This window comes from Rhizobium croatiense, assembly GCF_019793465.1.
Classification (GTDB): Bacteria; Pseudomonadota; Alphaproteobacteria; order Rhizobiales; family Rhizobiaceae; genus Rhizobium; species Rhizobium croatiense.
Window position 1 is genome coordinate 100,152 of sequence record NZ_JAILYJ010000010.1, and the last position, 26,185, is coordinate 126,336.

General features: G+C 61.5%; 30 protein-coding genes and 1 tRNA gene. 12 read left to right on the forward strand and 19 right to left on the reverse strand.

What is annotated here, in order from left to right; all coding sequences use genetic code 11:
• Positions 1 to 2 precede the first annotated feature (2 nt).
• The 7 genes from K6M89_RS17520 to K6M89_RS17550 form a co-directional block, all read right to left on the reverse strand.
• Entirely contained in the window at positions 3 to 1,481 is a 1,479-nt protein-coding gene (locus tag K6M89_RS17520; protein WP_222140312.1) for a TadA family conjugal transfer-associated ATPase, read from the reverse strand.
• A 153-nt stretch (positions 1,482 to 1,634) separates the two neighbouring features.
• Positions 1,635 to 2,912: a CpaE/TadZ family protein gene (locus tag K6M89_RS17525; RefSeq protein ID WP_222140313.1), complete on the reverse strand. Its 1,278-nt coding sequence runs from the start codon at positions 2,910 to 2,912 to the stop codon at positions 1,635 to 1,637.
• A gap of 14 nt (positions 2,913 to 2,926) precedes the next feature.
• Positions 2,927 to 3,685 (reverse strand): CpaD family pilus assembly protein, encoded by a 759-nt coding sequence (locus tag K6M89_RS17530; protein WP_097581341.1) that lies wholly within the window; start codon positions 3,683 to 3,685, stop codon positions 2,927 to 2,929.
• Complete coding sequence (locus K6M89_RS17535; RefSeq protein ID WP_222140314.1) at positions 3,682 to 5,181, reverse strand: type II and III secretion system protein family protein; 1,500 nt, start codon at positions 5,179 to 5,181, stop codon at positions 3,682 to 3,684. The genes K6M89_RS17530 and K6M89_RS17535 overlap by 4 nt, the downstream gene beginning before the upstream one ends.
• A 12-nt stretch (positions 5,182 to 5,193) precedes the next feature.
• Complete coding sequence (cpaB, locus tag K6M89_RS17540; RefSeq protein ID WP_097581339.1) at positions 5,194 to 6,009, reverse strand: Flp pilus assembly protein CpaB; 816 nt, start codon at positions 6,007 to 6,009, stop codon at positions 5,194 to 5,196.
• A 110-nt stretch (positions 6,010 to 6,119) separates the two neighbouring features.
• On the reverse strand, positions 6,120 to 6,632 hold the full coding sequence (locus tag K6M89_RS17545; protein WP_222140315.1) for an A24 family peptidase: 513 nt from the start codon (positions 6,630 to 6,632) through the stop codon (positions 6,120 to 6,122).
• A gap of 122 nt (positions 6,633 to 6,754) precedes the next feature.
• The gene (locus K6M89_RS17550) at positions 6,755 to 6,940 is read right to left on the reverse strand and encodes a Flp family type IVb pilin (protein ID WP_064681527.1); all 186 of its coding nucleotides are present in this window, start codon (positions 6,938 to 6,940) and stop codon (positions 6,755 to 6,757) included.
• Between the two features lie 378 nt (positions 6,941 to 7,318).
• Here K6M89_RS17550 and K6M89_RS17555 point away from each other — a divergent pair, with 378 nt between their 5' ends.
• From K6M89_RS17555 to K6M89_RS17585, 7 genes are all read left to right on the forward strand, one after another.
• A complete protein-coding gene (locus K6M89_RS17555; RefSeq protein ID WP_183842545.1) occupies positions 7,319 to 7,729 on the forward strand; it encodes a pilus assembly protein N-terminal domain-containing protein in 411 nt (136 codons plus the stop codon).
• A 109-nt stretch (positions 7,730 to 7,838) separates the two neighbouring features.
• Complete coding sequence (locus K6M89_RS17560; RefSeq protein WP_097581358.1) at positions 7,839 to 8,474, forward strand: TadE/TadG family type IV pilus assembly protein; 636 nt, start codon at positions 7,839 to 7,841, stop codon at positions 8,472 to 8,474.
• Positions 8,474 to 9,055 (forward strand): TadE/TadG family type IV pilus assembly protein, encoded by a 582-nt coding sequence (locus K6M89_RS17565; protein WP_222140316.1) that lies wholly within the window; start codon positions 8,474 to 8,476, stop codon positions 9,053 to 9,055. Before K6M89_RS17560 ends, K6M89_RS17565 begins: the two co-directional genes overlap by 1 nt.
• 101 nt (positions 9,056 to 9,156) lie before the next feature.
• Complete coding sequence (locus K6M89_RS17570; RefSeq protein WP_222140317.1) at positions 9,157 to 10,377, forward strand: phosphopentomutase; 1,221 nt, start codon at positions 9,157 to 9,159, stop codon at positions 10,375 to 10,377.
• Positions 10,374 to 11,342, forward strand: a complete 969-nt coding sequence (locus tag K6M89_RS17575) for an adenosine deaminase (protein ID WP_222140318.1) — start codon at positions 10,374 to 10,376, stop codon at positions 11,340 to 11,342. Before K6M89_RS17570 ends, K6M89_RS17575 begins: the two co-directional genes overlap by 4 nt.
• A 130-nt stretch (positions 11,343 to 11,472) precedes the next feature.
• Entirely contained in the window at positions 11,473 to 12,102 is a 630-nt protein-coding gene (gene upp, locus K6M89_RS17580) for a uracil phosphoribosyltransferase (protein ID WP_097581333.1), read from the forward strand.
• A 164-nt stretch (positions 12,103 to 12,266) separates the two neighbouring features.
• Positions 12,267 to 12,800, forward strand: coding sequence for a TIGR02281 family clan AA aspartic protease (locus tag K6M89_RS17585; protein ID WP_222140319.1), 534 nt, complete (start codon positions 12,267 to 12,269; stop codon positions 12,798 to 12,800).
• A 6-nt stretch (positions 12,801 to 12,806) separates the two neighbouring features.
• Here the strand turns inward: K6M89_RS17585 and deoA are convergent, their stop codons facing one another.
• The 8 genes from deoA to K6M89_RS17625 form a co-directional block, all read right to left on the reverse strand.
• Complete coding sequence (gene deoA, locus K6M89_RS17590) at positions 12,807 to 14,114, reverse strand: thymidine phosphorylase (RefSeq protein ID WP_222140320.1); 1,308 nt, start codon at positions 14,112 to 14,114, stop codon at positions 12,807 to 12,809.
• A gap of 1 nt (position 14,115) precedes the next feature.
• Positions 14,116 to 14,892, reverse strand: a complete 777-nt coding sequence (deoC, locus tag K6M89_RS17595; RefSeq protein WP_222140321.1) for a deoxyribose-phosphate aldolase — start codon at positions 14,890 to 14,892, stop codon at positions 14,116 to 14,118.
• A gap of 113 nt (positions 14,893 to 15,005) precedes the next feature.
• Positions 15,006 to 15,806, reverse strand: coding sequence for a purine-nucleoside phosphorylase (locus K6M89_RS17600; RefSeq protein WP_222140322.1), 801 nt, complete (start codon positions 15,804 to 15,806; stop codon positions 15,006 to 15,008).
• The gene (locus K6M89_RS17605) at positions 15,803 to 16,192 is read right to left on the reverse strand and encodes a cytidine deaminase (RefSeq protein ID WP_004673557.1); all 390 of its coding nucleotides are present in this window, start codon (positions 16,190 to 16,192) and stop codon (positions 15,803 to 15,805) included. Before K6M89_RS17605 ends, K6M89_RS17600 begins: the two co-directional genes overlap by 4 nt.
• Positions 16,193 to 16,194: 2 nt before the next feature.
• Positions 16,195 to 17,166: an ABC transporter permease gene (locus tag K6M89_RS17610; protein ID WP_222140323.1), complete on the reverse strand. Its 972-nt coding sequence runs from the start codon at positions 17,164 to 17,166 to the stop codon at positions 16,195 to 16,197.
• A gap of 10 nt (positions 17,167 to 17,176) precedes the next feature.
• Positions 17,177 to 18,280 carry an ABC transporter permease gene (locus tag K6M89_RS17615; RefSeq protein ID WP_038686176.1) on the reverse strand — a complete coding sequence of 368 codons (1,104 nt, stop codon included), beginning with the start codon at positions 18,278 to 18,280 and terminating at the stop codon, positions 17,177 to 17,179.
• 7 nt (positions 18,281 to 18,287) lie between these two features.
• Positions 18,288 to 19,799, reverse strand: coding sequence for an ABC transporter ATP-binding protein (locus K6M89_RS17620; RefSeq protein ID WP_097581327.1), 1,512 nt, complete (start codon positions 19,797 to 19,799; stop codon positions 18,288 to 18,290).
• Positions 19,800 to 19,887: 88 nt separating this feature from the next.
• Positions 19,888 to 20,880 (reverse strand): BMP family lipoprotein, encoded by a 993-nt coding sequence (locus K6M89_RS17625; RefSeq protein WP_222140324.1) that lies wholly within the window; start codon positions 20,878 to 20,880, stop codon positions 19,888 to 19,890.
• Positions 20,881 to 21,038: 158 nt separating this feature from the next.
• On the opposite strand from K6M89_RS17625, the gene K6M89_RS17630 reads away from it, so the two are divergent.
• Positions 21,039 to 21,236: a hypothetical protein gene (locus tag K6M89_RS17630; protein ID WP_141507431.1), complete on the forward strand. Its 198-nt coding sequence runs from the start codon at positions 21,039 to 21,041 to the stop codon at positions 21,234 to 21,236.
• Between the two features lie 59 nt (positions 21,237 to 21,295).
• Here K6M89_RS17630 and K6M89_RS17635 read toward each other — a convergent pair whose 3' ends face one another.
• The gene (locus K6M89_RS17635; protein ID WP_222140325.1) at positions 21,296 to 21,613 is read right to left on the reverse strand and encodes a hypothetical protein; all 318 of its coding nucleotides are present in this window, start codon (positions 21,611 to 21,613) and stop codon (positions 21,296 to 21,298) included.
• Between the two features lie 229 nt (positions 21,614 to 21,842).
• On the opposite strand from K6M89_RS17635, the gene K6M89_RS17640 reads away from it, so the two are divergent.
• The 4 genes from K6M89_RS17640 (at position 21,843) to K6M89_RS17655 (ending at position 23,336) form a co-directional block, all read left to right on the forward strand.
• A tRNA-Ser gene (locus tag K6M89_RS17640) sits at positions 21,843 to 21,932 on the forward strand.
• A gap of 10 nt (positions 21,933 to 21,942) precedes the next feature.
• Positions 21,943 to 22,413: an RBBP9/YdeN family alpha/beta hydrolase gene (locus K6M89_RS17645; RefSeq protein ID WP_376744683.1), complete on the forward strand. Its 471-nt coding sequence runs from the start codon at positions 21,943 to 21,945 to the stop codon at positions 22,411 to 22,413.
• Between the two features lie 134 nt (positions 22,414 to 22,547).
• On the forward strand, positions 22,548 to 22,757 hold the full coding sequence (locus tag K6M89_RS17650; RefSeq protein WP_222140326.1) for a KTSC domain-containing protein: 210 nt from the start codon (positions 22,548 to 22,550) through the stop codon (positions 22,755 to 22,757).
• Positions 22,758 to 23,069: 312 nt separating this feature from the next.
• Complete coding sequence (locus K6M89_RS17655; protein ID WP_097581324.1) at positions 23,070 to 23,336, forward strand: CrpP-related protein; 267 nt, start codon at positions 23,070 to 23,072, stop codon at positions 23,334 to 23,336.
• Here the strand turns inward: K6M89_RS17655 and pncB are convergent.
• From pncB to K6M89_RS17670, 3 genes are all read right to left on the reverse strand, one after another.
• Positions 23,333 to 24,637, reverse strand: coding sequence for a nicotinate phosphoribosyltransferase (gene pncB / locus K6M89_RS17660; RefSeq protein WP_004673542.1), 1,305 nt, complete (start codon positions 24,635 to 24,637; stop codon positions 23,333 to 23,335). The genes K6M89_RS17655 and pncB overlap by 4 nt on opposite strands.
• Positions 24,638 to 24,805: 168 nt before the next feature.
• Complete coding sequence (locus K6M89_RS17665; RefSeq protein WP_097581323.1) at positions 24,806 to 25,132, reverse strand: hypothetical protein; 327 nt, start codon at positions 25,130 to 25,132, stop codon at positions 24,806 to 24,808.
• Between the two features lie 88 nt (positions 25,133 to 25,220).
• Positions 25,221 to 26,180: a 2-hydroxyacid dehydrogenase gene (locus tag K6M89_RS17670; RefSeq protein WP_222140327.1), complete on the reverse strand. Its 960-nt coding sequence runs from the start codon at positions 26,178 to 26,180 to the stop codon at positions 25,221 to 25,223.
• Positions 26,181 to 26,185 lie beyond the last annotated feature (5 nt).

Here is a 26,185-nt window from a genome sequence, read left to right on the forward strand (position 1 = left end):
GCCTAATCCTTGGTTTTCGCTTCCATCGCGTCGAGGGCGGCGGCCAGGCGCTTTTCCTCGTTGAAGTAACGAGCCCGATCCCAGAAATGCGGTTTTCCGACGCCGGTCGACATGTGCCGGCCGATCAATCGGCCGCCCGCGTCTTCGCCTTCGATCTCGTAGCGCATCAGATCCTGGGTGATGATGACGTCGCCTTCCATGCCGATCACCTCGGTGATCTGGGTGATGCGGCGCGAACCGTCACGAAGGCGCGCCGCCTGGATGATGACGTCGACCGAGGTGGAGATGATCTCGCGCACCGTCTTTGCCGGCAGCGTGAAGCCGCCCATGGCGATCATCGATTCGATACGGCTCAGGCATTCGCGCGGGGTGTTGGCGTGGATCGTGCCCATTGAGCCGTCGTGGCCGGTGTTCATCGCCTGCAGCAGGTCGAAAACCTCGGGTCCGCGCACTTCGCCGACGATGATGCGCTCGGGACGCATACGCAGGCAGTTCTTGACGAGATCGCGCATAGTGATCTCGCCCTCGCCTTCGATATTCGGCGGGCGCGTTTCGAGCCGCACGACATGCGGCTGCTGCAGCTGCAGTTCGGCCGTATCCTCGCAGGTGATGACGCGCTCGTCGCGGTCGATATAATTGGTGAGGCAATTCAGAAGCGTCGTCTTGCCCGAGCCCGTGCCGCCTGAAATGATGACGTTGCAGCGCACCCGCCCGATGATCTGCAGCACGGTCGCGCCTTCCGGGGTGATCGCGCCGAAACGGACGAGCTGATCGAGCGTCAGCTTGTCCTTCTTGAACTTGCGGATGGTGAGCGCCGGCCCGTCGATCGACAGCGGCGGCGCGATGACGTTGACGCGCGAGCCATCGGGCAGGCGCGCATCGCAGATCGGGCTCGATTCATCGACGCGGCGGCCGACCTGGCTGACAATGCGCTGGCAGATGGAAAGAAGCTGAGCATTGTCACGAAAACGGATTTCCGATTCGATCGTCTTGCCGCCGACTTCGATGAAGGTCTGGCCGGCGCCATTGACCATGATGTCGGCGATGTCGTCGCGCGCCAGCAGCGGCTCCAGCGGACCGTAGCCGAGGACGTCGTTGCAGATATCTTCGAGCAGTTCTTCCTGCTCGGAGATCGACATCGCGAAATTCTTGATGGTGATGATGTCGTTGACGATGTCGCGGATTTCCTCGCGCGCGCTTTCGCCGTCGAGCTTGGAAAGCTGCGAGAGATCGATCGTGTCGATCAGTGCAGAAAAGACCTGCTGTTTGGTGTCGTAATATTCGTCGGTGCGAACGGGGCGCTTACGCTGCGGCGCCTGCATCGGCGGCGGCGTCACCTGCTGGCGCTGGTTCTCGCTCGAGGGTTCGACCAGAATGGAGGGAGAGGAAGCCACGGGTGCAGGCGCAGCCGGAGCCGGCGGCGGAGGAGCGATCGCACCCCCAGCCTTTCCGAAACCTTCGTTTCCGCGTTTTCCAAACATGCCCTCGATCCAATCTGCTCGTTCTAGAGCATTTCCGTTTTCTCCGAGTCACGGAAATGCGCTATCTTTTTGTTTTCACGCAATTCCCGGCAAAAGCGCTTCGCGATTTGCCTGGCAAAACCGCTTCACACTTTTGCTGGAATTGCTCATCGTTTACTTGCGCTTCAGGAGGCCCAGCAGGCCGCCCTTCTTCGCCTTCCTGATCGCGACCCGGCCGGTGACGATGTGCGATATCTGCGAAAAGGTCTCAGCCGTCGGCGACCTGGGATCGACTTCCGAGATCATCCGGCCGCTGTTGGCCGCGTTGCCGAAGAGGTTGATGTCGAAGGGGATGATCGCGATCGGATCAATCTCCAGCGGCTCACAGAAATCCGACGGCGAGATCTCGGGACGTTTCGGCATGCCGACCTGATTGAGGATGAGATGCGGCGGCTTGTCATTCGGCCGCATCTTGCGCAGCGCATCCAGCATGTTTTTGGTGTTGCGCAGGTTGGCAAGATCGGGCACCGCCGCGATGACCACCTCGTCGACGCTCGCCAGCACCGAGCGGGTCCATTCCGACCATGCATGCGGAACGTCGAGCACGGTGACGGGGGCGCTGCGCTGCAGGACGTCGAGCACCGGCTGGAAGGCCTGGCCGTCGAAATCATAGGCGCGGTCGAGCAGCGAGGGTGCGGCGAGCAGCGACAGATGCTCGGAACATTTCGTCAGCAGGCGGTCGAGGAAGACCTCGTCGAGACGGTCGGGCGCGAAGACCGCCTCGGCGATGCCCTGGGCTGGATCCTGGTCGAAGTCGATATTCGCCGTGCCATAGGGAAGGTCGAGGTCGGCGAGGATCGTCTCGGTGGAGAAGAGATTGGAAATGCCGAAAGCGCAATTATGGGCGATGGTCGAAGCGCCGGTGCCACCCTTCGAGCCGATGAAGGCGATGCTGCGGCCGAGCGGCTCGGCTTCCGGATCGACGAAGATCGAGGCCATCGCCGCAAGGATATCGGGCATGGCCACGGGCTGGACCATGTATTCGGAAATGCCGTTGCGGATCAGCTCGCGATAAAGTCCGATATCGTTATAGTAGCCGACGATGACGACCTTGGTGGTCGGATCGCAGACCGCGGCGAGCGGGGCGAGCTCAGCAAGGAGGCTTCCGACATTCGCCTTGGTCTCGAGGATGATGAGGTTCGGCGTCGGCGCGCCGGAAAACATATTGGCAGCCGCTGCGATGCCGCCGCTGGTGATGCGCAGGCTCACCTTCGCCATGCGCCGGTCATTTGCGCAGCGTTCCATGACCTGCTGCAAGGTCTCGCTCTCGCAGAAGGCGTGAACGGAAATGCGCGGCAGCGGCCGCATGGCCTCCAGATCCGCCATGCGCACCGCCTCTTCGGCATGACGAAGCTCGCTGGGGTTCTTGATCTCGTATTCGATGGCGCTCATCGTCCCGTCTCGCCTCAGAAGCTGCTGTCGCTGCCGGCGACATCCTCGATCGTCGATGTCGTCGTTCGGTATTCCTGGATCGCATTGTTGCGCCGCTGCGCGTCGATCGGCGTCATGCCGCGAGGCGCCACCAGGTCCTCCGGATTGGCGACCTGGGCGGCGAGGTTGTTCTGCGTGGCGCAGCCGAAATTATAGTAATTCTGATTGGCGAAATCGTTCGAGATGTCCTTCGGCCACTGACCGCACTGCGTGGTGATCGCGGTCGTGCCGGTGAAGCTCAGGCGGATCGGCGCCGCATCGCCGGCACCGGCGGCGGCATAGGAGGTATTGATGATTTTCGAGCTCGCGATCCCTCTCGACGCCAACTCGGCGCGGACCTGATTGCGCAGCTGATGGGCGGCTGCCGAATTCGGCGAGCCTTCCGGCGACAATACATACACCGGACCCGAGGCGCGGGAGATATAGTTTGCGGCAAAGCCGCGGATGAGATCGCGCTGGGCGATGGTCAGGCGCCGATCGGTGGAAGCAACCGGAATATCCACCGTCTGCTCGGCCTCGGTGACGATGATCGGGTGACGGGCACGGTAATCATCCGGAATGCCGCCGGTTGTCAGCTGGTCGTGCGGGCCGGCGCATCCGGAAAGGATCGCCACCGAAACGGCGGCCGTGACGAAAAGCGCCTTGGAGATTGCGAGCCGGGGTGTCGTCGAAGTCATGAAGGCCATCGCCTGATCTCTGTTCTGTGCCATTGCTGCCGATCCCGCTCCACTCATTTGTAGATAAACCCGATCGAGCCGTGGAACTGTGCATCCGCGACGGGTGCTTCGCGGCGGCCATAGACCTTGTTGACACGGTTGAGGAAGAAGGTCGCACCGTCATTCTCGGGGCTGAAATTGTCGTCCGGCCGGTTCAGCTGATTGCGCGCCACCGGACGCACCAGATAGGGCGTTGCGATGATGACGAGCTCGGTTTCCTGACGTTCGAAGCCCTTCTGACGGAACAGCGTTCCGAGCAGCGGAATCTTCGAAACGCCGGGCGTGCCGCCCATCGTCTGGGAGACGTTGTCGCGGATGAGGCCGGCGAGCGCGATCGAGCCGCCCGAGGGCAGCTCCACGGAGGTCTCTGCCGAACGGCGCTGATAGGTGGCGTTGCCACTGCCGGCCACCGGTTCGGAGACGTTGGTCTTGATCTCCAGGCTGATGCGGCCCGACGACAGCACAACCGGTTTGAAGGCCAGGTTGATACCATAATTGAACGGCACGACGGTGACATTGCCGTCGCTGTCGGTCGTCGAATAAAGCTGCTGGCCGCCGGAATTGAAGGTCGCGGCCTGGCCGGAGATTGCCGTCAGCGTCGGCTCGGCAAGCGTCCTGACCACCTTGGCCTGCTCCAGCGCGTTGAGATAGGTGGAGATATCGTATTTGCCGATCGAGCTCTTGAAGAGAGCCGCCAGGCCGCCGCCAACCGTCGCCGTCGCGCTGTCGGCGCTGGGAGTGCCGAGCTGGGCGACCGTCATGCCGGAGGAATTGGAAACCAGGTTATCAAAGCCGAGCTGCTTCAGGACCTCACGACGGACCTCGGCGATCGTGACCTTGAGGGTGACTTGGTCCTCACCCTCGATCTTCAGCAGGTTAACGACCTGGGAAGTCTGCCGGCCTTCGGCAAAGAGCGCCACCGCGCTGTCGCCGCCGGTACCGGACGCCGTCTCCGTTCTCGTCGTCGCCTCGCCGCCCTTCAGGAAAACCTGGGCGAGATCGGCGGCCTGCGTGGCATCCTGCGGGGTGCGCACGGAACCGGTCAGGACGATGTTGTCGGAGACGATTTCGACATTGATGGCGGAATCGGGAATGAAGCGGCGGAGATTGGCTTCGAGACCGGAGACGTCGCGTTCGATCTCGATATCGAGATTGATGATCTCCTGCCCGCCGGCGCCGAAGACGAAAATATTCGTCTGGCCGACCTTCTTGCCGAACAGATAGATGCGCCGCGAGGTACGGGTGACGGCATCGGCCATACTCGGATCGGATACGAGAATATCGTGCGCATCCTCCGGCAGATCAACGACGACGGCCTTGTTCAGCCCGAGCTTCAGCCGACGATGCGCGTCGGGGCCGGTCTGCGCGATGCGGATAAGGTTTCCAGAATCGGCACGCGCCTGATCGAGGGCGAGAAGCGGCCCGAAAGGGGCTGGCGCCAGGCCGGTGACGCTCATCGCAAACGAAAGGCTACCTGTCAGGAGAAGTTTGGCGCGCCGCGTTGAATTGCCCATTTGCACGTCCCTTTACTCCGGCTTCGGCGCTTCGCCGGCGTCCGTTACGATGGAGCCCGACTTGATGACCTGAATGATCGCACTGCCGTTGTCACCGCTCAGCAGGTAGTCGGCGGCACTGGTATCCTGCTCCTGTGCATCGGCGACCGAGCGCAGCGCGAGCGACAGCCGGTCGGCCATCTGCTGGGCTACGGCGAGAACCTTGGTTTGATCGGGCGTGAGCTCAAGCGTCGCAGTGGTGCCGACCACGGCCTTCGAGCCATCATCCTTTTCCTGGATCTGCTGGTCGATGGCGAGAACGCGGACATTGCTGAGCACCGTTTCGGTGATGAGCTTGTTGGCCTCGGTGCCCTTGCGGACCATGATGACGTCGACGCGGTCGTTCGGCAGGATGAAGCCGCCGGCGCCCGTTGCCACGGATATCTCGGTCGCGACGGCGCGTTTGCCGGCCGGTAACAGCGACGACAGGATACGGCTGCTGGAATCGGCGACTTTTTCAGGCCGGATCGGCTCGCCTTCGAAGATCGGCAGACGCACGACGGCGCCCTGCAGATCCTTGATCGCATCCGGCTTGTCGGCTTCGGTGATGAATCCCTGGACGACGCCGTCCTTCGGCCAGGCCATCCAATGCACCGTGTCGTCGCCCAGCCTTGCGCCGACCGGCAGATTGGCGCTCGAGACGAGGATGTTGACGGTGGGTTCTTTCTCGATGACCGACTGGACCTGGGTGACGACACTGCCACTGCCGGCCATTTGCATCGCCAGGAAGCCGGCGAGGCCGGCTGCCACCAGGGCGACAGCTAGGATTATCAGGCGGGCCGGTTTCATCGATCATTCCTCAAGGCACGATATGTTCGCCCTGCAGAATGCTCAGCAATTGGTATAATTATGGTTAATGGAACGCTTACATTTTAAGTTAACGAGCATTTAAAATGCCGTTATTTCAGGCTTTCCAGCGCGGCGATGAAGATCGGAGAGGACGGGAAGGCCATGAAGCCGCCGATCGCGATGGCGATGCCGTAAGGGATCTTCTTGGCGAGCAGCACCGAGTTCGGGACCGGCAGGCCGATGGCGAGAATGGTGTTCGACTGGGTCCTCACCAGCAGGATGAGCAAGGTGATGAGACCGCCGATCATGGCGACGTCGGCCATCAGCAGGGCGAGGGATTGGTTCAGGCCGAACCAGAGCGCGGTGGCGGTCAGAAGCTTGGCGTCTCCACCGCCCATCACATTGAATGCAAAAAGCGCAAAACAGGCGGCAAGCACGATAGCGGCAGCGGCAAGATGCATGCCGATTGCCTCTAGGCCCAGGCCGGAAAGCGGCGCGAGCACGAGAAACGAGACGATAAGGATCAGGGAAACGCGGTTCGGGATCGTCATGGTGAACAGATCCGAGAAGGCCGCCATGGCGAGGCAGAGTGGCAGAATTAGAAAGACTGCAGCTGCGATCATGCGCATACCCGATCATCGTAAGATACGAAAAGGCTCACGGCCGTACAGCGCGTGAGCCCGCTCGATAGACCAGCCAGAGCAGTTCCGGCCAGAATGGGAGATGCCGCGTTGCGGCAGCTCGCTTAGTTGGCCGCCGAAGTGGCGCCGTCCATCTTGGTGCTCAGGCCGTTGAAGGTGTTGCCGATCTTGCCGCCGAGGCTCGTTGCGCCGGTGATGAGCGCGACGGAAATGAGGGCGGCGATCAGGCCGTATTCGATTGCGGTCGCGCCGGATTCGTCCTTCAGAAAACGGCTAAAAAGCTTGGTCATGGTTACTCCTAACTCCAGTTGATGTTCAGCACGTCCGCCAACTGTTGCCGTTGATCGGATGACCGCAATCTAATGAATGGGCGTTTCCATCGGCTTAAGAAAAAGAGTTAACGAGGTGTAAAGGCAATAACGGGCCGTTGTAGGGTAAGTGTTACCTTATTCATTTCTCTCAATATTTAACGATATTCCTGGGCTAACGACGGGTTTCATCTGGAAATAGCGCCGGCTTCGCACCCAACTGGGACGTGTGTTGCTCGGAGTGCGTGCCAAATCGGATCATCCTGCCTCACCTCGAAACAACTGGGTGAGTTTAAAGCTTCATTCACCATTTTTTTCCATTCTATGCGCTATTGCGCTGTGATCGTGAAAGAGGACCAAATGTCATCGAGCGGCAAAACCATCTTCTTTGCCGGCATGATCGCCGTTTTCGCTGTTTCGGGAGTTTCCGCGGCCGCAGACGATGACATGCTGCGCGTCTATATGGATCACGCGCGTGTGTTGAAGCTCGACCGCCCCGTCAGCAAGGTGATCGTCGGCAATGCCAAGGTCGCCGACGCGACCGTGGCCGATGCCAAGACGATCGTCCTGACAGGACGCAGCTTCGGCACGACCAATCTCGTTCTGCTGGACGCCGACGGCAACGCCATCCTCGACGAGCGCATCCTGGTGTCGATCGATGAGGGCAATACGGTGCGCGTCTACCGGCAGACGGAGCGCTCCGTGCTGTCCTGCACGCCGAACTGCGAGCAGCACGCGCAGCAAGCGGCCGGCGGCACCACGTCACCCTGATCGGCCCGGCTCGATCTTCGCCATTCGTTAAAATCATCGTATCGGACTGAAACGGAAAATCAACGAACGGACCCTAGTGTGGCAGGTAGATGTCGCTCGGGTCCAGGCAATGACGGTAGTTGATCAGAAGACGGATGGGGAGCGCGCCTTCGCGCCGTTCCGTTTTTCCCAGTTTCGCGCTGCCGCCCGCTCGCGCGACGGCGCGGCGGCGATCGAATTCGCCCTGCTTGCCATTCCTTATTTCGTCGTGATCTTCGCGATCCTCGAAACCTTCATCGCTTTCGCCGCCGAAGAACTCGTCTCCAATGCCGTCGATACGATGAGCCGCCGGATGCGGACCGGGCAGATCACCTACAATCTCGGCCGTACGACCGATATGACTCAAACGCAATTCCGGCAGGCCTTCTGCGGCGAGATCGCGATCCTGATCAGTTGCTCGGCGACCGAGGCCGCCACGCCGAGCAAGCTTTACCTGGATGTGCAGACCTTCGCCGCCTTCTCGGCAATTCCGACGACAATCCCCAAGCTCTCCACCGACAGATATTCCGACATCAATACGGCCGCTATCAAATATTCGCCCGGCGGCGCCGGCACGATCAACATGGTGCGCGCCTACTATCGCTGGGAAATCATCACGGATCTGGTCCGGCCCTACATCACGACGATCCGTCCTTCCGACGGTTCGATGCCGACGCAATATCTGATCATCGCGACCGCGGCCTTCCAGAACGAGCAGTATCCATAATGGCATTGCGCAACCCGTTCACCAGACTGGCACTGACGGCGCGGCGGCTGATCCGAGAGCGCAAGGGCGCCGGCGCGATCGAGTTTGCGATCCTCTTTCCCGTGCTGGTCATGCTCTATATCGGCGCTTTCGAGATCACGATCGGTCTCAGCGTCTCCAAGCGCGCGACCCGGGCCGCCGGTTCGATCGCCGATCTTGTTACCCAGCAGCAATCGGTCACGAAGAGCACGCTTGCAGAGATGCGGTCGGTCGCAACCGCGACCTTCGTGCCCTACAACTCGACCTCGCTGACGCTGAAGATCACCGGGATAACCGTCGATGCCAGCGCCAATGCGAAGGTGCTCTGGTCCTGGGCGCAGGACGGGAGCGTGCCCTATGCCAAGAACGCCGCGGTCAGCGACGTGCCCTCGGACATGAAGACGGCCAACAGCTTCCTCGTCCGCACCGAACTCAGCATTCCCTATACGATGTTCCTGTTCGCGCCGAATTTCATGCCGGATGGAGTGCGCACGATCAACATCAGCCGCAGTTATTTCTACCGACAGCGACAGGGCGATTCGATCCCCTGCGGCGACTGCTGACCTCCCCCATCTCGAATTTGCCAAGCCGGGCGCGGCATTATATGCCTGGGCCTCAACCGCTTCCGACCTACCGGAGGGGTGATCGGTCTCTCGGGTGCAACATGGCGCGTGCCTTTCTTTTCGTTCTGGATTCCTTCGGCGTCGGCGGCGCGCCGGATGCGGCGGCCTATGGCGACGAGGGTGCCGATACGCTCGGTCACATCGCCGAATTCTGTGCAGCCGGAGCCGGCGATCGCGACGGATTGCGTTGCGGGCCGCTTTCCCTGCCCAATATGTCGGAACTGGGATTGATGCACATCGCACGGTCCGCCTCCGGCCGTTTTCCCGCCGGCATGCCCGTCCCGGAAAAGGTCTACGGCGTTTATGGCGCCGCCAACGAAATCTCCCGCGGCAAGGACACCCCCTCGGGCCATTGGGAGATCGCGGGAACCCCGGTCAATTTCGATTGGGGATATTTCCCAACGGAAGGCGACGCCTTCCCGCCGGAACTGATAGAGGCCTTGTGCAGAGACGGCGATGTCCCCGGCATTCTCGGCAACTGCCATGCTTCCGGAACCGAAATCATCGCCCGGCTCGGCGAAGAGCATATCCGCACCGGCAAGCCGATTTGCTATACCTCTTCGGATTCAGTCTTCCAGGTCGCCGCGCACGAAGCGCATTTCGGCCTTGAACGCCTGCTCACCTTCTGCCGTATAGCCCGCGGCCTCGTCGATCCCTACAATATTGGCCGCGTCATCGCCCGGCCCTTTATCGGCCAGTCGGCTTCCACCTTCCAGCGCACCGGAAACCGGCGCGACTTCTCCGTGCTGCCGCCTGAACCGACATTGCTGGACAGGCTACTCCAGAACGGCCGGCACGTGCATGCGGTCGGGAAGATCGGCGATATCTTCGCCCATCAGGGAGTTTCGCGCGTCATCAAGGCGACAGGCAACGAGGCGCTGATGGATGCGTCTCTGTCGACAATCGACGCGGCGAACGACGGCGATCTCGTCTTCACCAATTTCGTCGATTTCGACATGAATTACGGCCATCGCCGTGATGTGCCGGGCTATGCCGCAGCCCTCGAAGCCTTCGATACGCGCCTGCCGGAAGTGCACAAGAAGCTGAAGCCCGGCGACCTCGTCGTGCTCACCGCCGATCATGGCTGTGATCCGACCTGGCGCGGCACTGACCACACGCGCGAGCGCGTGCCTGTTATCGCCTATGGCCCCGGCATCCGGTCGCGTTCGATCGGGGTGCGCCGCACCTATGCCGATATCGGCGAAAGCATTGCGCGCCATCTCGGCATTCCGGCCGGACCGCAAGGAAGGAGTTTTCTGTGACATCGCATTTGAAGAAGGTCGAGCTGCACTGCCACCTGGAGGGCGCGGCCCCCCCTGCCCTGACTGAGGCGCAGGCGCGGAAATACGGCATCGACATCAGTGGGCAGCTTCGTGACGGCGCCTATGTCTGGCATGATTTCGCGAGTTTCCTCGAATGCTACGACAAGGTTTCGGAGGTCTACAAGACCGAGGAGGACTATGCGCTTCTGACCGAAACCTATCTCGATGAACTGGCCGCCATCAACACGATCTACAGCGAACTCATCGTCTCACCCGATCACGGCAAACGCATCGGGCTCGGCGCCGATGCCTATATAGCAGGTGTCTGCGAAGGCATCCTCCGCGCTCGGGAAAGGAGCGGCATCGAGGCCCGGCTGATCGTCACCGGCGAGCGGCATTTCGGCCCGGAGAGCGTGATCGGTGCGGCCGAATATGCGGCCAACGCCGGCAATCCGTTGATCACCGGTTTCAATCTCGCCGGCGAAGAGCGCATGGGCCGCGTGGCCGATTATGCCCGCGCCTTCGATATCGCCCGCGATGCCGGCCTGGGGCTCACCATCCATGCCGGCGAGGTTTGTGGCGCCTTCAGCGTCGCCGATGCACTTGATGCCGTGCGCCCTGCGCGCATCGGCCATGGCGTGCGCGCCGTCGAAGATCTCGATCTGGTGAAGCGGCTTGCCGATCTCGGAACCGTGCTCGAGATCTGCCCCGGTTCGAATATCGCACTGCGGGTCTTTCCCGATTTCGCTTCGCATCCGCTGCGCCGGCTGAAGGAAGCGGGCGTGCAGGTGACGATCAGCTCGGATGATCCGCCTTTCTTTCATACATCGCTCGACCGGGAGTATGCGCTTGCCGCTGAAGCTTTCGGCTTCGGCGATGCGGAGATCGACGCCATGACGCGCACCGCAATCGAAGCGGCCTTCGTCGACGAGGAGACGCGGAGGGCCCTGCTCGCCCGCCTTTGAGGGTGAGAGCCTGTCTTACCAGGAAAGGCTCCGGAGGTTGGGGAAGATCGGCGCAAATTCGGCTGCACTCTTGCGGTCGGGCCGATTTCCGTGAAAGAAACATTCGATAGAAAGAATGAAAGGCTTCCCCATGGACGGCGTCACGGTCATCGATCACCCGCTTGTGCAGCACAAGCTCACCATCATGCGGCGCAAGGAGACATCGACGGGAAGTTTCCGGCGGCTGCTGCGCGAAATCTCCACGCTGCTCTGTTACGAGGTCACCCGCGATCTCGAATTGACGATGGCAACGATCGAGACGCCGCTACAGACGATGGAATCGCCGATCCTGGAAGGCAAGAAGCTGGTCTTCGCCTCGATCCTGCGCGCCGGCAACGGGCTGCTTGAAGGCATGCTCGATCTGGTGCCTTCCGCCCGCGTCTCTCATATCGGCGTCTACCGTGATCACGAAACGCTGCAGCCAGTCGAATATTATTTCAAAGCGCCGGAAGATGTGGCCGAACGCCTGATCATCGTCGTCGACCCGATGCTGGCCACCGGCAACTCCTCGATCGCGGCGATCGACAAGCTGAAGGAACGCGGCGCCCACAATATCCGCTTCCTCTGCCTGCTTGCCGCCCCGGAAGGCATCCGCAATTTCCGCGCCGCGCATCCCGACGTTCCTGTCTTCACCGCGGCGATCGACAGCCAGCTCAACGAGAAGGGCTATATCGTGCCCGGCCTCGGCGACGCCGGCGACCGCATGTACGGCACCAAGTAATTTCAGCCTTCCTTTACCAAATCGAAAGAGTTTAACGGCCCGGCGGTTCGCCCCGGGCTGTTTTCCTGTCGATCTTAGCAACTTATCAGCACTTGCGGCGTAGCAGTCTGGAAGCATGAGGCCTCGCATGAAGCCGGGGTTTATACAGGAAGGATTTCTGTTTCATGCTCGTGCGTACGATCATATTCGCCAGCATTGCCGCGGCGCTCGCCACACATGTGCCGTCCTTCTTCGCCGGCACCGGCCAACAGCCCGCCGACACTCTTTCCGCCAATTACATCTCGACCGAAAGCGGTAAGCCCGCAGCCCCCGCACCCGTCTCCGGCAGCAATGTGATCCGGCTGCAGGCAGACGCGCAGGGCCACTATACCGGCAGTTTCAAGATCAACGGCAAGCCGGTGCAAGGCCTGATCGATACCGGCGCCACCTATGTCGCGCTCAACGAGACGCTCGCGCGCCGGCTGGGCTTCACAGCCAACCAGCTCGATTTCCGCCATGGCGTCAACACCGCGAACGGTCAGACCAAGGCCGCGCATGTGACGCTCGACCGGATCGAAATCGGCGGCATCCGCGTCCGCGATGTCGAAGCCTTCGTCCTTAGGGATGAAGCGCTGACGACGACGCTGGTCGGCATGAGCTTCCTGCAGAAGCTCGCCTCCTATTCCGTCGCTGACGGCTCGCTCAGCCTCAAGCAATAGACTGCGTCAGATAAGACCCGCAATGACGGGGTTCAGCGCCGGCTCGTCCTCGGTGATGCGGTAGTGCGCGGTAAGTGCTGCGGCTGCCCTCTCCGCCGCGGCTTCGTCGGCGGCGTGAACGAGGGCGATCGGCTCGCCGGCATTCACGCGGGTGCCGAGCGGCAGCAATCCGGAGAAGCCGACGCGGTGATCGATCCGATCCGCGGGATGGCGTCTTCCGCCACCTAGATCGATGACGCTGACACCGATGCCACGGGCGTCGCAGGCGGCAAGCCAGCCGGACCGGCTAGCTGCGACAGGCTTTTCGACCGGCGCGCGGGCCAGGTATCTGTCCGGGTTTTCGATGAAATCGGCCGGGCCGCCGAGCAGGGAAACCATGCGCGCAAAAACCTCGGCTGCCTTGCCCGACGACAGGGCCTGGCGCGCCATTGCCTCGCCTTCCTCAGGCGAAGCGGCAATGCCCGATTTCTCCAGCATCTCGGCGGCGAAGGCAAGAACGACAGTCTCGAGCCGCGTATTCCCCTTCCTGCCGGCCAGGAAATCCAGGCAGTTGCGCATCTCGACGGCGTTGCCGGCGCTATCGGCGAGCGGCTCGTTCATGTCGGTGATCAGTGCTGAGGTCTTCACGCCCGCGCCATTCGCCACTTCGACCAGCGACCGTGCGAGAATTTCCGCCTGATCGCGCTCAGCCATGAAGGCGCCGTTGCCGACCTTGACATCGAGCACCAGCGTCTGAAGACCGGCGGCAAGTTTTTTGGAGAGGATGGAGGCGGTGATCAAGGGAATGGAATCGACGGTGGCGGTCACATCGCGCACGGCATAGAGCCTGCCGTCGGCAGGCGCCAAGGCGCCGGTCTGGCCGATGATGGCGCATCCTGTCTGTTTGACCACTTGGTGAAACAGATCCGCATCCGGGGTGATCATATAGCCGGGAATGGATTCGAGCTTATCGAGCGTGCCGCCGGTATGGCCGAGGCCGCGGCCCGATATCATCGGAACGGCAAGGCCGCAGGCGGCGGCGATCGGCGCCAGCATCAGCGAAACGTTGTCGCCGACACCTCCGGTCGAATGTTTGTCGGCAATCGGACGGTCGATATCGGCCCATTGCAGCCGATCGCCGGAATCGGCCATCGCCAGCGTCAAGGCGACGATTTCAGCCCGGGACATGCCCTTGAACCAGACGGCCATGGCAAAGGCGCCGATCTGGCCTTCGGACAATCGACCGGCGGCAAGCGCATCGATGAAAGATCGGATATCGGCAGCGTCGAGTTCGCCGCCGTCGCGCTTACGCCGGATGATCTCCTGCGGGATCATCTCAATAGCCCGATGCCGCAGCCGATGCCGGCTGCGTTCCGCTTAGAACCGCCAGTATATCGTCGAGAAGGCCGGAAGCACCGAAGCGGAAGGTCGAGGGCATCGCCCAATCCGGCGCCATGATGGTTTCGGCGAGGCTGAGATAGAGCGCCGCATCGGCCACCGAGCCGATGCCGCCGGCCGGCTTGAAGCCGACCTTGCGTCCGCTTTCGCGAATGGCCCGGATCATGATGTCGGCGGCTTCGAGCGTCGCATTGACGGCGACCTTGCCGGTGGAGGTCTTGATGAAATCCGCGCCGGCTTCGATGGCGAGCTCGGAGGCGCGGCGGATCAATGCCGCCTCCTTCAATTCGCCGGTCTCGATGATGACCTTCAGCAGAACGGGGCCGGTGCATTCGGCGCGCACCGTTCTGACCATGTCGGTCACCGCCTTCTCATTGCCTGATATGAACTTGCGGTAGGGGATGACCAGATCGATCTCGTCGGCGCCGTCGGCAATCGCCTCGCGGGTTTCGGCGGCGACATCGGCCACTTCCATCTCGCCCGCCGGGAAATTGACCACGGTCGCGATCCGCACGGCATGGCCGGTGCCGAGGATATTGCGGGCCTGGGCGACGAAGCGCGGCCAGATGCAGATCGCGGCGCTGGTGCCGTAGGGCGTCTGAGCACGGGCGCAGAGCGCTTCGATCTGCGCCTCGGTGCAATCGTCCTTCAGATTGGTGAGATCGAGAAGGGAAAGGGCGACCGCCGCCGTTTCCCGGATGGAATGGCTATTCATTTTCACTTCCTCTAGAGCATGATGCCGAAAAGTGTGAGCGGTTTTCGGACGACATCATGCTCTCGCTATTAGTGTAGAACAGGATTCAGATTTTAGGCCGACCCGGCCTAAAATCATCCTGTTCTGGCCGCAATCATCTCTTTCAGTATGGCGGCGAGACGGGCGCCACCGACAGGCGCCATGTCCTTGGTTTCTTCATGGCTGAGCTCATTGCCGGTCATGCCCGCCCCATAGTTGGTGATAACGGAGGCTGCGGCAACCCTCAGGCCCAGCATTCTTGCGATGATGACCTCTGGCACCGTCGACATGCCGACGGCATCGGCTCCAAGGATGCGCGCCATGCGGATTTCGGCCGGCGTTTCGAAGCTTGGACCGGAGAACCACATATAGACACCCTGCGCCAGCTCGATCTTGAGCTTTGCCGCAGCCTTCTGCATCGCGCTAGCAAGACCGGCATCATAGGCATTGGTCATGCCGACGAAGCGATGATCGCTTTCCTCGCCGATCAGCGGGTTCATGCCGGAATAGTTGATGTGGTCGGTGATCTGCATCACCGAACCGGGCGGCATGTCGTCACGCAGAGATCCTGCCGAATTGGTCAGGATCAGCGCCTCGACACCGAGCGCCTTCAGCACCTCGATCGGCAGGCGCATGGCGTTGGGATCGCCCTTCTCATAATAATGCACGCGGCCGGAAAGCATGACGACGGGCACGCCGCCGAGCCGGCCGGCAACGACCTCGCCGGCATGGCCGGAGACGGCGCTGACGGGAAAGCCAGGCAGGTCGCGATAGGGAATACGCACGGCGCCGTCCAGCTGACCGACGAGGGAGCCGAGGCCGGAGCCGAGCACGATGCCATGGCGCGGCTTGATGGCGCCGATCAAGGCGGCGAGGAGGTCGACCGTCGCCTTCATCCGAGTTCCGTCTCGAAGCTGAAGGGAAGAAGCTCTTCCATGGTCATGGTCTTCTGCACGCCGGCCTCGTCGCAGAGATAGATCTTCGTGTCCTTGGAAGCGAATTCGGAGATCTTCTGGCGGCAGCCGCCGCAGGGCGGGCAGAGCGGCAGCTTCTCGGCGATGACAGCCATTTCGACGATCTTCCTGGCGCCGCCCATGATCATGGCGCTGATTGCCGTCGGCTCAGCGCACCAGCCTTGCGGAAAGGAGAGGTTTTCGATGTTGGCGCCGGTATAGACCTTGCCATCCTCGGCGCGGATCGCCGCGCCGACGGGGAATTTCGAATAGGGCGCATGAGCAAAAGCCATGGCGCCGCGAGCGGCTTCGAACAGGTCGTGGGACATGATCAACGTTCCTTCGTATAGGGCACGCCGCCGGCCTTCGGAGGGATCGCGACGCCGATGAAGCCGGCAAGCAGAATGCAGGTGAGGACATAGGGCAGCGCCTGGAAGACCTGGACCGGCACTTCGCCGATCAGCGGCACCTGCTTGCCCTGCATGAAATTCGCCAGCGCATCGAGGAAGCCGAAGAGCAGGCAGGCAAACATCACAGGCACCGGCTTCCACTTGGCGAAGACGAGGGCGGCGAGCGCGATATAGCCCTTGCCGGCTGACATGTCCTTGATGAAGGCGGCGGACTGGGCGATCGCCAGATAGGTGCCGGCAAAGCCGCAGAGGATGCCGGCGCACATGACGGCGCGGTAGCGCAGCCAGGCGACCGAGATGCCGGCGGTATCCACTGCACCCGGGTTTTCGCCGACGGCGCGCATCCGCAAGCCGAAGCGGGTGCGGTAAAGCACCCACCAGGAGAAGGGCACGGCGAGAAAGGCGAGATAGGTGAGGATATTGTTGCCCGATATGACGTTGGCATAGAGCGGGCCGAGGATCGGCACGTCACGGAGGGCATCGGCGCCCGGCAGGATGATCGGCGCGAAGCGCGCATCCGGCGGCAACTGCGGCGTGCGCCCGCCCTGGCCGAACCAGGCCTGGCCAAGCACGATGGTGATGCCGGCGATGAAGAAGTTGATCGCCACACCGGAGACGATCTGGTTGCCGCGATTGGTGATCGAGGCGAAGCCGTGCACGAGGCTCAGCGCCACCGAGCAGACGATGCCGGCGCCGAGCCCGAGCCAGGCAGAGCCGGTGAGATAGGCCACACAGGCCGCGGCAAAGGCCGAGCCCAGCATCTTGCCTTCAAGACCGATATCGAAAACGCCCGCGCGCTCGGAAAACAATCCCGCCAGCGCCGTAAAGATCAGCGGAATGGAGAGCCGGACCGTCGAGCTTAGGACGTTGATGAAGATGTCGTAGTAATCCATCGTCCGCTCCTCAGGCTGGCTTGAACTGCTGGTAGATGTGCACCATTGCCGGGCGGAACATATATTCCAGCGCACCGGCAAAGAGGATCACCAGACCCTGGATGACGAGGATCATTTCACGGGTGATATTCGGCATTTCGAAAGAGATCCAGTCGCCGCCCTGATAGAGGGTGCCGAAGAGGATCGCCGCCAGGATGATGCCGAGCGGATGGTTGCGGCCCATCAGCGAGACCGCGATGCCGACAAAGCCGGCGCCGCCGACGAACTCGACCTGCAAACGGGCGGAGGAGCCCATGACGGGATTGAGCGCCATCATCCCTGCGAGCGCGCCGGAAAGCAGCATGGCGATGATGACGATCCGCGCATAGGGAATGCCAGCATAGTCGGCGGCTGTCGAGCTTACACCCAGCGTGCGCATCTCGAAGCCGAGCTTAGTGCGCCAGATGAGGATCCAGACAAACCAGGCGGCAAAGAGGGCGACGATGAAGGAGACGTTAAAGGGGGCGGCACCGAGCTTGGCTCCGAACATCGTCATGAGCCAACCGAGCTTGGGAAGCTGACCGCCTTCGAGGAAGGTGCGGGTTTCCGGCGCCATCTTGCCGGGCACGATCAGCACGTGCACCAGCAGATAGACCATGAGGGCGGCGGCGATATAGTTGAACATGATCGTCGTGATGACGATGTGGCTGCCGCGCTTGGCCTGAAGGAAAGCGGGGATGAAGGCCCAAGCTGCGCCGAAAATGCCGGCGCCGACGATGGCGACCGGCATCGTCACGTACCAGGGCACGTAATTGTCGAGCGCCAGCGCCACCAGCGCGCAGCCGAGGCCGCCGATATAGGCCTGGCCTTCGGAGCCGATGTTGAAGAGACCGGCATGGATCGCCACCGCGACGGAAAGGCCGGTGAAGATGAAGCTCGTCGCATAGTAGAGCGTGAAGCCTATGCCTTCACCGCTGCCAAAAGCACCTTCGATCAGCAGAGAAAGAGCGGCAAGCGGGCTCTCGCCGATCAGCCAGACGACGAAGCCGGAGATCAGGAAGGCGACGATGAGGTTCAGAAGCGGGATCAGACCGTAGTTGATCCAGTTTGGCAGCGGAACGGAAGCAGTGCTCATAAGGGCCTCACGCGGCAATGCCGGCCATCATCAGGCCGAGGGTCTGTTCACCGGCATCGGGCGTCTTCTCGCCGACCACATGGCCGGCAAACATGACAAGGATACGGTCTGAAAGGGCGCGGATCTCATCGAGTTCGACGGAGACGAGCAGTATCGCCTTGCCCGCATCGCGCATTTCGATGATCCGGCGGTGAATGAATTCGATGGCGCCGATATCGACGCCGCGCGTCGGCTGGCCGATGATCAGCATCTTCGGATCGCGTTCGATCTCGCGGGCGACGACGATCTTCTGCTGATTGCCGCCGGAAAAATTCGCCGTCTTCAGCCGCGGGTTCGGCGGGCGGATGTCGTATTTTTCGATCTTCTCCATCGCATCCCTGCGGATCGCTTCGAGATCGAGCAGCGGACCCTTGCTGTAGCCCGGGCGGCGGTGATAGCCGAGCACGGAATTTTCATATTCCTCGAATTTCAGAACCAGGCCCATGTGGTGGCGGTCCTCGGGAATATGGGCGAGGCCGAGATCGCGCAGGCGGGCGGGATCGGCCTTGTCGATCGTCTGGCCGTCGAGAAGGATTTCGCCGGAGGTGGGTTTGCGGATGCCGGCTATCGCTTCGAGCAATTCGGACTGGCCGTTGCCGGCAACACCGGCGATGCCGACGATCTCGCCGGCGCGCACGTCGAAGGAGACATTGTCGACCATGGTGACACCGCGATTGTCCTTGACCGTGAGGTTGCGGACGGAAAGCACGGCAGCACCTGGATTGGCTTCGCCCTTCTGCACCCGCAGCAGCACGCGGCGGCCGACCATCAGTTCGGCAAGCTCCTCCACCGTCGTTTCCGCCGTCTTGCGGGTGGCGACCATCTCGCCGCGGCGCATGACGGAGACCGTATCGGTGATCGCCATGATCTCGCGCAGCTTGTGGGTAATGAGGATGATCGTCTTGCCCTGGTCGCGCAGCACCTTGAGGATGCGGAAGAGGTGATCGGCTTCCGCCGGCGTCAGCACGCCTGTGGGTTCGTCGAGGATCAGGATTTCGGCGCCGCGATACATCGCTTTGAGAATTTCGACGCGCTGCTGCAGGCCGACCGGCAGCTCTTCGATCAGCGCGTCCGGATCGACCTCGAGGCCGTATTCCGTTTCCAGCCGCTTGAGCTCGGCGCGGGCCGAGGCGACGCCTCTCGCCAGCAGCGAGCCGCCTTCGGCGCCGAGCATGACATTTTCGAGCACCGTGAAATTGTCGACCAGCATGAAATGCTGGTGCACCATGCCGATGCCGGCGGCGATCGCCGCCTGACTGTCGCGAATGGTGATCGGACTGCCGTTGACGCGGATCTCGCCGCTGTCGGCGTGGTAAAAACCGTAAATGATCGACATCAGCGTCGATTTGCCGGCGCCGTTCTCGCCGATGATGCCGTGGATCGTGCCCTTGGCAACGGTGAGGTTGATGTCCTTGTTGGCGTGGACGGCACCGAATTTCTTATCGATGCCGACAAGCTCGATAGCGGGCTTATCTGTCACAGCAGGCTCCAAATAAGAAAAGGGCGTATGGCGAAAATCCCCTCCGCCATACGCCCGATCTCAATCGTCGATTACATCAGGGCGCGGATCACTTCGGGCAAGAATTGTCCGAGGTGTAATCGTGAACCTTGATGGTCCCCGCGATGATATCAGCCTTGGCCTTGTCGACGGCGGCCTGCATTTCCGGCGTGATCAGCGACTTGTTGTTGTCGTCGATCGCGGCGCCAACGCCATCTTCCTTGACGCCCAGCGCCTGAACGCCGCCGGTGAACTTGTCGTTCTTGGTGTCGGTATAGGCGTTGTAGACGGCGAGGTCGACGCGCTTGACCATCGAGGTCAGCACCGAGCCCGGATGCAGATGGTTCTGGTTGGAGTCGACGCCGATCGACAGCTTCTTGTTGTCGGCGGCAGTCTGCAGAACGCCGAGGCCGGTGGCGCCGGCTGCCGCGTAAATGACGTCGGCGCCCTGGTCGATCTGGTTCTTGGTGAGCTCGCCGCCGCGAACCGGGTCATTCCAGGCCGCGCCGGTGGTGCCGGTCATGTTCTGGAAAACCTGGATATCGGCCTTGGCGGCGCGGGCGCCCTGCTCATAGCCGCATTCGAATTTGCGGATCAGCGGAATGTCCATGCCGCCGACGAAACCGACCTTGCCGGTCTTGGAGGCCATGCCGGCGAGAATGCCGACGAGATAGGAGCCTTCTTCTTCCTTGTAGACGACCGAGCGGACATTCGGCTTGTCGACGACGGAGTCGACGATGATGAACTTGGTGTCGGGGAACTCGGCTGCGACCTTCTCAATGGCCGAAGTCCAGGCGAAGGAAACGGCGACCACGGGGTTGAAGCCACGGCTTGCGAAGTTGCGGATGGCCTGTTCGCCCTGGGTGTCGCCGGTCGGCTCGAAGTCGCGATAGGCAATGCCGGTCTCGGCCTTGAACTTCTCGGCGCCGTTATAGGCCGCTTCGTTGAAAGACTTATCGAACTTCCCGCCAGTGCCGTAAACCAGCGCCGGCTTGACATCGGCGGCAAGCGCCGTCGTCGACATGGCAGCCACGGCAAGAAGAGTGAGAAGGGATTTTTTCATGAGTTGCAGCCCTGTTGTTGCTATTTGTTTGGGGTCCTCCCGCAAGCCCTTTGCGGACATGTCTGCGGAACCACCGACCTCCCCCCGGAGGCCTGGCTGCGCGCATCCTTGCATGGCTCACGGAAAAATTCACCAGAAATTTTTCAGGCGGTAAAGATTTGCAGCAATTGCTGAAAATCAGTTCTGCCGGGCGGATTTTTGGACATCTCGCCGACCGGGATGCAGATTTTTTAGCCGATCCGCTGGCCGTTGCTGAAACCGGGGACGGGCAAATGCACCCGGTCTTTTGCCGGATCGCACCGGCTCAAACATCTAAAGCGCGTCGCATCAAATTTGATTCATGCGACACGCTTTAGCTCTTTGTTTTTATGCATGTCGTTGTCCTGGAACCGCTGCACACTTCCGGCGACATGCATTAAGCCGTGAAGCGACCGGCGATCGGCGGCTTCTTGTAGCCGATCATCCAAAAAAGCAGCGCGATCACCAGAAAGACGGCAAAGGCCGGCTGGAGCATCAGCCACTGGAAGATGAAGGCGTAGAAACGGGGATGGATATAGTAGGAGAGCGCAGATTGCAGCGAGATCAGCGTGTCCGGGCTCACATCCTGCCAAGCCTCCGACATCGGCGTCATGACAACGGCGGATGCCGCAACCGACTGGATCGAATCGATGGTCCCGGCAATAACGGCCGCCGCAAGCGCGACAAGACTGGCCAGACGCAACAGGAAACGCATCAACTCCTCCGACGCTTCGATATGCCGGACAATTCCGGCGGACCCGCGCCATTCTTCACCTTGAGAATTACATAGTCATCGATGAGGTGAAGCACAATGGACGGGCGAAGGCGAGTTTTATCGGAAGAAGTCAAAAAACTGTTAGATTTCGGTTGATCGGCAAAAATTCATCGGTATATATCGCGCCGTTCCGACGATTTGCTCCTCTCCGGGCGCGAACGCCAAAAAAGGACAGGTGGCCGAGTGGTTTAAGGCGCACGCCTGGAACGCGTGTGTACGTGAAAGCGTACCGTGGGTTCGAATCCCACCCTGTCCGCCATTTTTCGTCGATCTTGCGTCATAGTGCGGTACTCTGTGCGGCGGTACGCATATACCCCTGCCACAGGTCTACAAACGATCGCGCCGTCGGCGCATCGGCAACCCCGCCGCTGCTGGTCGCCCACAGCCTCGCCTGTCTGCTGGTTGCGCATTGGCAGCAGCTTTCATCGCTTGCCGTTGCCGGCGCTTTTCTCGTGGCGGTCCCGGATCCGCAGTCCGCTTCATTTCCTGAGGAGGCGGCCGGATTCGGCTATCCGCCATCGCAAGAGATGCGCTTCCCCACTCTGATTGTCGCAAGCGCCAACGATCCTTTCGGCACGCTCGACCATGCCCGAGCGCGAGCCGATCTCTGGGGTAGCGGCCTTGTCGAGATCGGTGCTTTCGGTCATATCAACGGGCAAAGCGGCCTTGAGGAGTGGACGCAGGGGAAGGCTCTGCTGACGGCCTTCTCCGCCGGATTGGCAAAACCTGATCGGGTGTGATCTAGCCGAATAGAGCTCTGCGATGGCCGAGGTTTAAAACACACGCGATTCCTGAATTTTTACCATGCCGCTTCACCGGGTCTTTGCACGTGGCGCGGTATGCTCTGGAAAATTAAAAACCAGAGGTAAAACAGGTGGAAGAACTTTCGGTGAAGTCGAAGATCATCAAATCCGTCTATTTCAGCCAGGAAGACGGGCGGCTCAGGATTTGCTTCAAGAATGGCGAGGAGCGGCTGTTCGAGGGCGTTCCCTCTTCGGAAGCCCATGCGATGACGGCGGCGCCGTCTCCCGGCCATTATTACCTCGACCGGATCAGAACCCGGTTTCGCAGGCGGGCGGCCTGAACAGTCAAGGAATGCCGCAACCAACCTGCCGGATCGTCTGGGATCGGCACAGATCCGGTGGATATTAGCCGACCGTTCACCATTGATCTCATCTTGGTTGGATCGCCCCGACCGGAAGGCGACAACTTGTCGGCGCTGCCGACTTGAAGATCGGCCAGCCGGGAGGCTCGGCGGAGCCGGGCCTCCCCGTCAACTCGGTGCGTCGAGATAGCAAATTAGGGCTAATCCTGTGAAAAACCGGAATCGTCGCATCCGGACTCGACAAGGCTTCATTAGCATGATTGCATAAACCCGTCTAAAGAGGGGGTGACGATGTTCGAGGATCTGCTTGAGATGCAGGAACGCGGTGCACGCGACCGTTCGCTCGGCCGCAGTCTGGCCGACAATCCGATGTCGAAACCGGATGTCCTGCCGATCACCGACCTTCAGGAATGGTTTTCGATGTTCGACGCCTGGCGCTTCGGCTGGGCAATCGAGGACGCGATGGCCGGGCACATCGATATGCCCCGCGACGGCCGCGTCGTACCCCGGAACGGCCGCGCCGTATCCGGGGATGGCCGTACGGCGCGGCGAGCCTAAACCAGGACGGTCTGATCGACCCTGTCCTCGGTGCCGAAGAATTTCAGGTAACGTTCGACCTCTGCCGGTTCGCCGGTCGCCTTCTGCGGATTGTCTGAGAGCTTCACCGCCGGACGGCCATTGGCATCGCTGACTTTGCAGACGACCGAGATCGGGTTGAGGCCGGAGATTTCGGTCGGGGCGCAGCCGGCAAAATCATTGGTCAGGTTCGTGCCCCAGCCGAAGCTCATCCGCACCCTGCCTTCGAAATGCCGGTAGGTATCGATGATGGCGTCGACATCGAGGCCGTCGGAGAAGATCAGCAGCTTCTGGCGCGGATCGCGGCCCATCTTTTTCCACCAGTCGATGATCTTCTCACCGCCTTCGATCGGCGGCGCGCTGTCCGGGCGGAAGCCGGTCCAGTCGGCCACCCATTCCGGCGCATCGCGCAGGAAGGCCGCAGTGCCAAAGGCATCCGGCAGGACGATCAGAAGGTTGCCGCCATAGAGCTTGTTCCAGTCGCGCAGGATCTTGTAGGGCGCGTTGCGCAGCTGCTCGTCGGTTTGCGCCAGGGCAGCGGCCACCATCGGCAGCTCGTGGGCATTGGTGCCGACCGCCTCGAGATCGGAATCCATAGCCAGCAATACATTGCTGGTGCCGGTAAAGGCCGGGCCGATGCCTTCCTTCAGTGCCTCGACGCACCAGCGCTGCCAGAGAAAACTGTGGCGGCGGCGGGTACCGAAATCGGAGATGCGCAAGCCCGGCAGTTCCCTCAGCCGCTCGACCTTCGACCACATCTTCGCCTTGGCGCGGGCATAGAGCACGTCAAGGGTGAAAGGGCCGAGCGCCTTCATCGCCGAGCGCGACCGCAGCTCGTTGACGATCGCGAGCGCCGGGATCTCCCACATTGTGGTTTCCTTCCAGGCCCCATGAAAATCCAGCACATATTGGCCGTCCTTCTTCGACAGCTCGTATTCGGGAAGCTGGAAGTTGGAAAGCCAGGCGAGGAATTCCGGCTCGAAAATCTGCGCGCGGCCGTAGAAGCTGTTACCCGCAAGCCAGATCATCTCCTTTTTGGAGAGACGCAGCGTACGGGCGTGATCCAGCTGTTCACGCAATTCGCCTTCGTCGATCTCCTCGGCGAGGTGAACGCGTTTGGTCCGGTTGATCAGCGTGAAGGAGGCATTGACGTCTGGATAGAGCTTCCAGATCATCTGCAGCATCAGCAGCTTGTAGAAGTCGGTATCGATCAGGCTGCGGATGATCGGATCGAGCTTCCAAGCGTGATTGTAGACGCGTCGTGCGATATCGGTCTTGGCCATGAATTCCTGCCCCTGTCCAATCCGGTCAGGTGCTGCCAAGTTTGCAGGCCGGCGCACGAAACCGGCTCGTGCGTCTTCTTATCGAAAAATCGGCGGGAAAAGTCCAGACAAAACATAAACATCCCGCCGCGGCATGGCGGCGGGATGGGGAGATCATCTGGAATTGCTCTATTGGGCCGGCGCCGCTGGCTGGGCCGGGGCCGGCGCTGTCGGCACGGCATTGCCGTTCTGCGGCGTCGGGGCAGGTGCTGCGTCCGATTGCTGCTGCTGGAGCTGCTGGCCGGGCTGCTGCGGCGCCACCTCGTTCGCCTCGCGATTGCCCCAGATCTCGACCGGGATCCAAACGACGAAAGCGAGGATCAGCGCGACGAGCAGCACCGTCAGGATGCGGTATCCCATGCGCCCCTGCTTTGCCTTGACCGGCGGGATCTGCTCTTCCTTGTGAAGCTTGCCGTCGGATTTTTCCCAGCGTGTTTCCGTCTGATGCGCCATCATCGTCTCCTTCCGCTGTCTTGGCGGCCGATCCGGCCGCCAAGAAACTTTTGCAGAGAAAACGGTCAGTCGTCTCGAAGGTTCCGGACGCTCAATAGCCAGCGGCGCGGTCGACCACGAATTCCAGCGGCTCACCGCGCTCGAAACGGGCGATCTGGGTCTCGACATGGCGGAACAGCGCGTTCTCTTCGGAGACCGCCGCGTCATGCGGGGTGATGAAGACGTTCTCCAACTCCCATAGCGGGTTATCTGACGCTAAGGGCTCCACCTCGAAAACATCAAGCGAAGCGCCGCCGAGGATGCCGTCCCGGATGGCCGAGACGATGTCGGCCTCGACCTGGCTCCGGCCGCGGCCGGCATTGATGAAGACCGGCCGCCCAAGCGCGCCGTCGCGGCGGAGCTTTTTAAATAGCCCGCTACCATAAAAGCCCGTGGTGTCAGGTGTCAGCGGCAAGAGACCGACGAGAATGTCGGTCTTCGCGAGGAAGCCGTCCAATTGCCGCGCGTCGAAGGTCTCGACGCCATCGATCTCTTTTGGGGTGCGCGACCAGCCGATGACGTTGAAACCCATCACTTTCAGCTTGACGACCGCGTCCTGCCCGAGCACGCCGAGGCCCATGACGCCGACCGTCACCTCCGCTGCTTCGGGCGCGATCAATTTGGCCCATTCCCGCCGCCGCTGATGGCTGTCATGGGCGTATTGCCCGCGCAGATGCATCAAGCATTGCATCACCACCCATTCGCTCATGCGGGTGGTCAGGCTGCGATCGACGAAACGAACGATCGGTATGTCAGGCAGGCCGTCCATGCAGATGATATGGTCGACGCCGGCGCCGCCCGAGAAGATGACCTTGAGGTTCGGCGCCCGGTTGAAAAGATCGGCATCCGGCTTCCAGACAAGCGCGTATTCGGCCGCGCGCAGATCCCGCATGCGATCGGCCGGATCGGCGAGATTGATGCTGCCGCGGTCGGCAAAGGCCGTTTTCAGCACGCGGGCGACGCCTTCGGGATTGAACTTGATGTCGACGAGAACAGGAGAAGGTGTGGACATGATGT

What these genes read in the sequence shown, in the direction of transcription:
- K6M89_RS17610 (WP_222140323.1), bottom strand. Translation starts at nt 17,166, where the DNA reads ATGGATTACTACGACATCTTCATCAACGTCCTAAGCTCGACGGTCCGG.
- K6M89_RS17665 (WP_097581323.1), bottom strand. Translation starts at nt 25,132, where the DNA reads ATGATGGCGCATCAGACGGAAACACGCTGGGAAAAATCCGACGGCAAG.
- K6M89_RS17615 (WP_038686176.1), bottom strand. Translation starts at nt 18,280, where the DNA reads ATGAGCACTGCTTCCGTTCCGCTGCCAAACTGGATCAACTACGGTCTG.
- K6M89_RS17585 (WP_222140319.1), top strand. Translation starts at nt 12,267, where the DNA reads ATGCTCGTGCGTACGATCATATTCGCCAGCATTGCCGCGGCGCTCGCC.
- K6M89_RS17530 (WP_097581341.1), bottom strand. Translation starts at nt 3,685, where the DNA reads ATGAGTGGAGCGGGATCGGCAGCAATGGCACAGAACAGAGATCAGGCG.
- deoC (WP_222140321.1), bottom strand. Translation starts at nt 14,892, where the DNA reads ATGAATAGCCATTCCATCCGGGAAACGGCGGCGGTCGCCCTTTCCCTT.
- K6M89_RS17625 (WP_222140324.1), bottom strand. Translation starts at nt 20,880, where the DNA reads ATGAAAAAATCCCTTCTCACTCTTCTTGCCGTGGCTGCCATGTCGACG.
- K6M89_RS17520 (WP_222140312.1), bottom strand. Translation starts at nt 1,481, where the DNA reads ATGTTTGGAAAACGCGGAAACGAAGGTTTCGGAAAGGCTGGGGGTGCG.
- K6M89_RS17605 (WP_004673557.1), bottom strand. Translation starts at nt 16,192, where the DNA reads ATGTCCCACGACCTGTTCGAAGCCGCTCGCGGCGCCATGGCTTTTGCT.
- pncB (WP_004673542.1), bottom strand. Translation starts at nt 24,637, where the DNA reads ATGGCCAAGACCGATATCGCACGACGCGTCTACAATCACGCTTGGAAG.
- K6M89_RS17555 (WP_183842545.1), top strand. Translation starts at nt 7,319, where the DNA reads ATGTCATCGAGCGGCAAAACCATCTTCTTTGCCGGCATGATCGCCGTT.
- K6M89_RS17635 (WP_222140325.1), bottom strand. Translation starts at nt 21,613, where the DNA reads ATGCGTTTCCTGTTGCGTCTGGCCAGTCTTGTCGCGCTTGCGGCGGCC.
- K6M89_RS17565 (WP_222140316.1), top strand. Translation starts at nt 8,474, where the DNA reads ATGGCATTGCGCAACCCGTTCACCAGACTGGCACTGACGGCGCGGCGG.
- K6M89_RS17570 (WP_222140317.1), top strand. Translation starts at nt 9,157, where the DNA reads ATGGCGCGTGCCTTTCTTTTCGTTCTGGATTCCTTCGGCGTCGGCGGC.
- upp (WP_097581333.1), top strand. Translation starts at nt 11,473, where the DNA reads ATGGACGGCGTCACGGTCATCGATCACCCGCTTGTGCAGCACAAGCTC.
- K6M89_RS17550 (WP_064681527.1), bottom strand. Translation starts at nt 6,940, where the DNA reads ATGACCAAGCTTTTTAGCCGTTTTCTGAAGGACGAATCCGGCGCGACC.
- cpaB (WP_097581339.1), bottom strand. Translation starts at nt 6,009, where the DNA reads ATGAAACCGGCCCGCCTGATAATCCTAGCTGTCGCCCTGGTGGCAGCC.
- K6M89_RS17670 (WP_222140327.1), bottom strand. Translation starts at nt 26,180, where the DNA reads ATGTCCACACCTTCTCCTGTTCTCGTCGACATCAAGTTCAATCCCGAA.
- K6M89_RS17535 (WP_222140314.1), bottom strand. Translation starts at nt 5,181, where the DNA reads ATGGGCAATTCAACGCGGCGCGCCAAACTTCTCCTGACAGGTAGCCTT.
- K6M89_RS17525 (WP_222140313.1), bottom strand. Translation starts at nt 2,912, where the DNA reads ATGAGCGCCATCGAATACGAGATCAAGAACCCCAGCGAGCTTCGTCAT.
- K6M89_RS17560 (WP_097581358.1), top strand. Translation starts at nt 7,839, where the DNA reads ATGACGGTAGTTGATCAGAAGACGGATGGGGAGCGCGCCTTCGCGCCG.
- K6M89_RS17545 (WP_222140315.1), bottom strand. Translation starts at nt 6,632, where the DNA reads ATGATCGCAGCTGCAGTCTTTCTAATTCTGCCACTCTGCCTCGCCATG.
- K6M89_RS17655 (WP_097581324.1), top strand. Translation starts at nt 23,070, where the DNA reads ATGTTCGAGGATCTGCTTGAGATGCAGGAACGCGGTGCACGCGACCGT.
- K6M89_RS17600 (WP_222140322.1), bottom strand. Translation starts at nt 15,806, where the DNA reads ATGAAGGCGACGGTCGACCTCCTCGCCGCCTTGATCGGCGCCATCAAG.
- deoA (WP_222140320.1), bottom strand. Translation starts at nt 14,114, where the DNA reads ATGATCCCGCAGGAGATCATCCGGCGTAAGCGCGACGGCGGCGAACTC.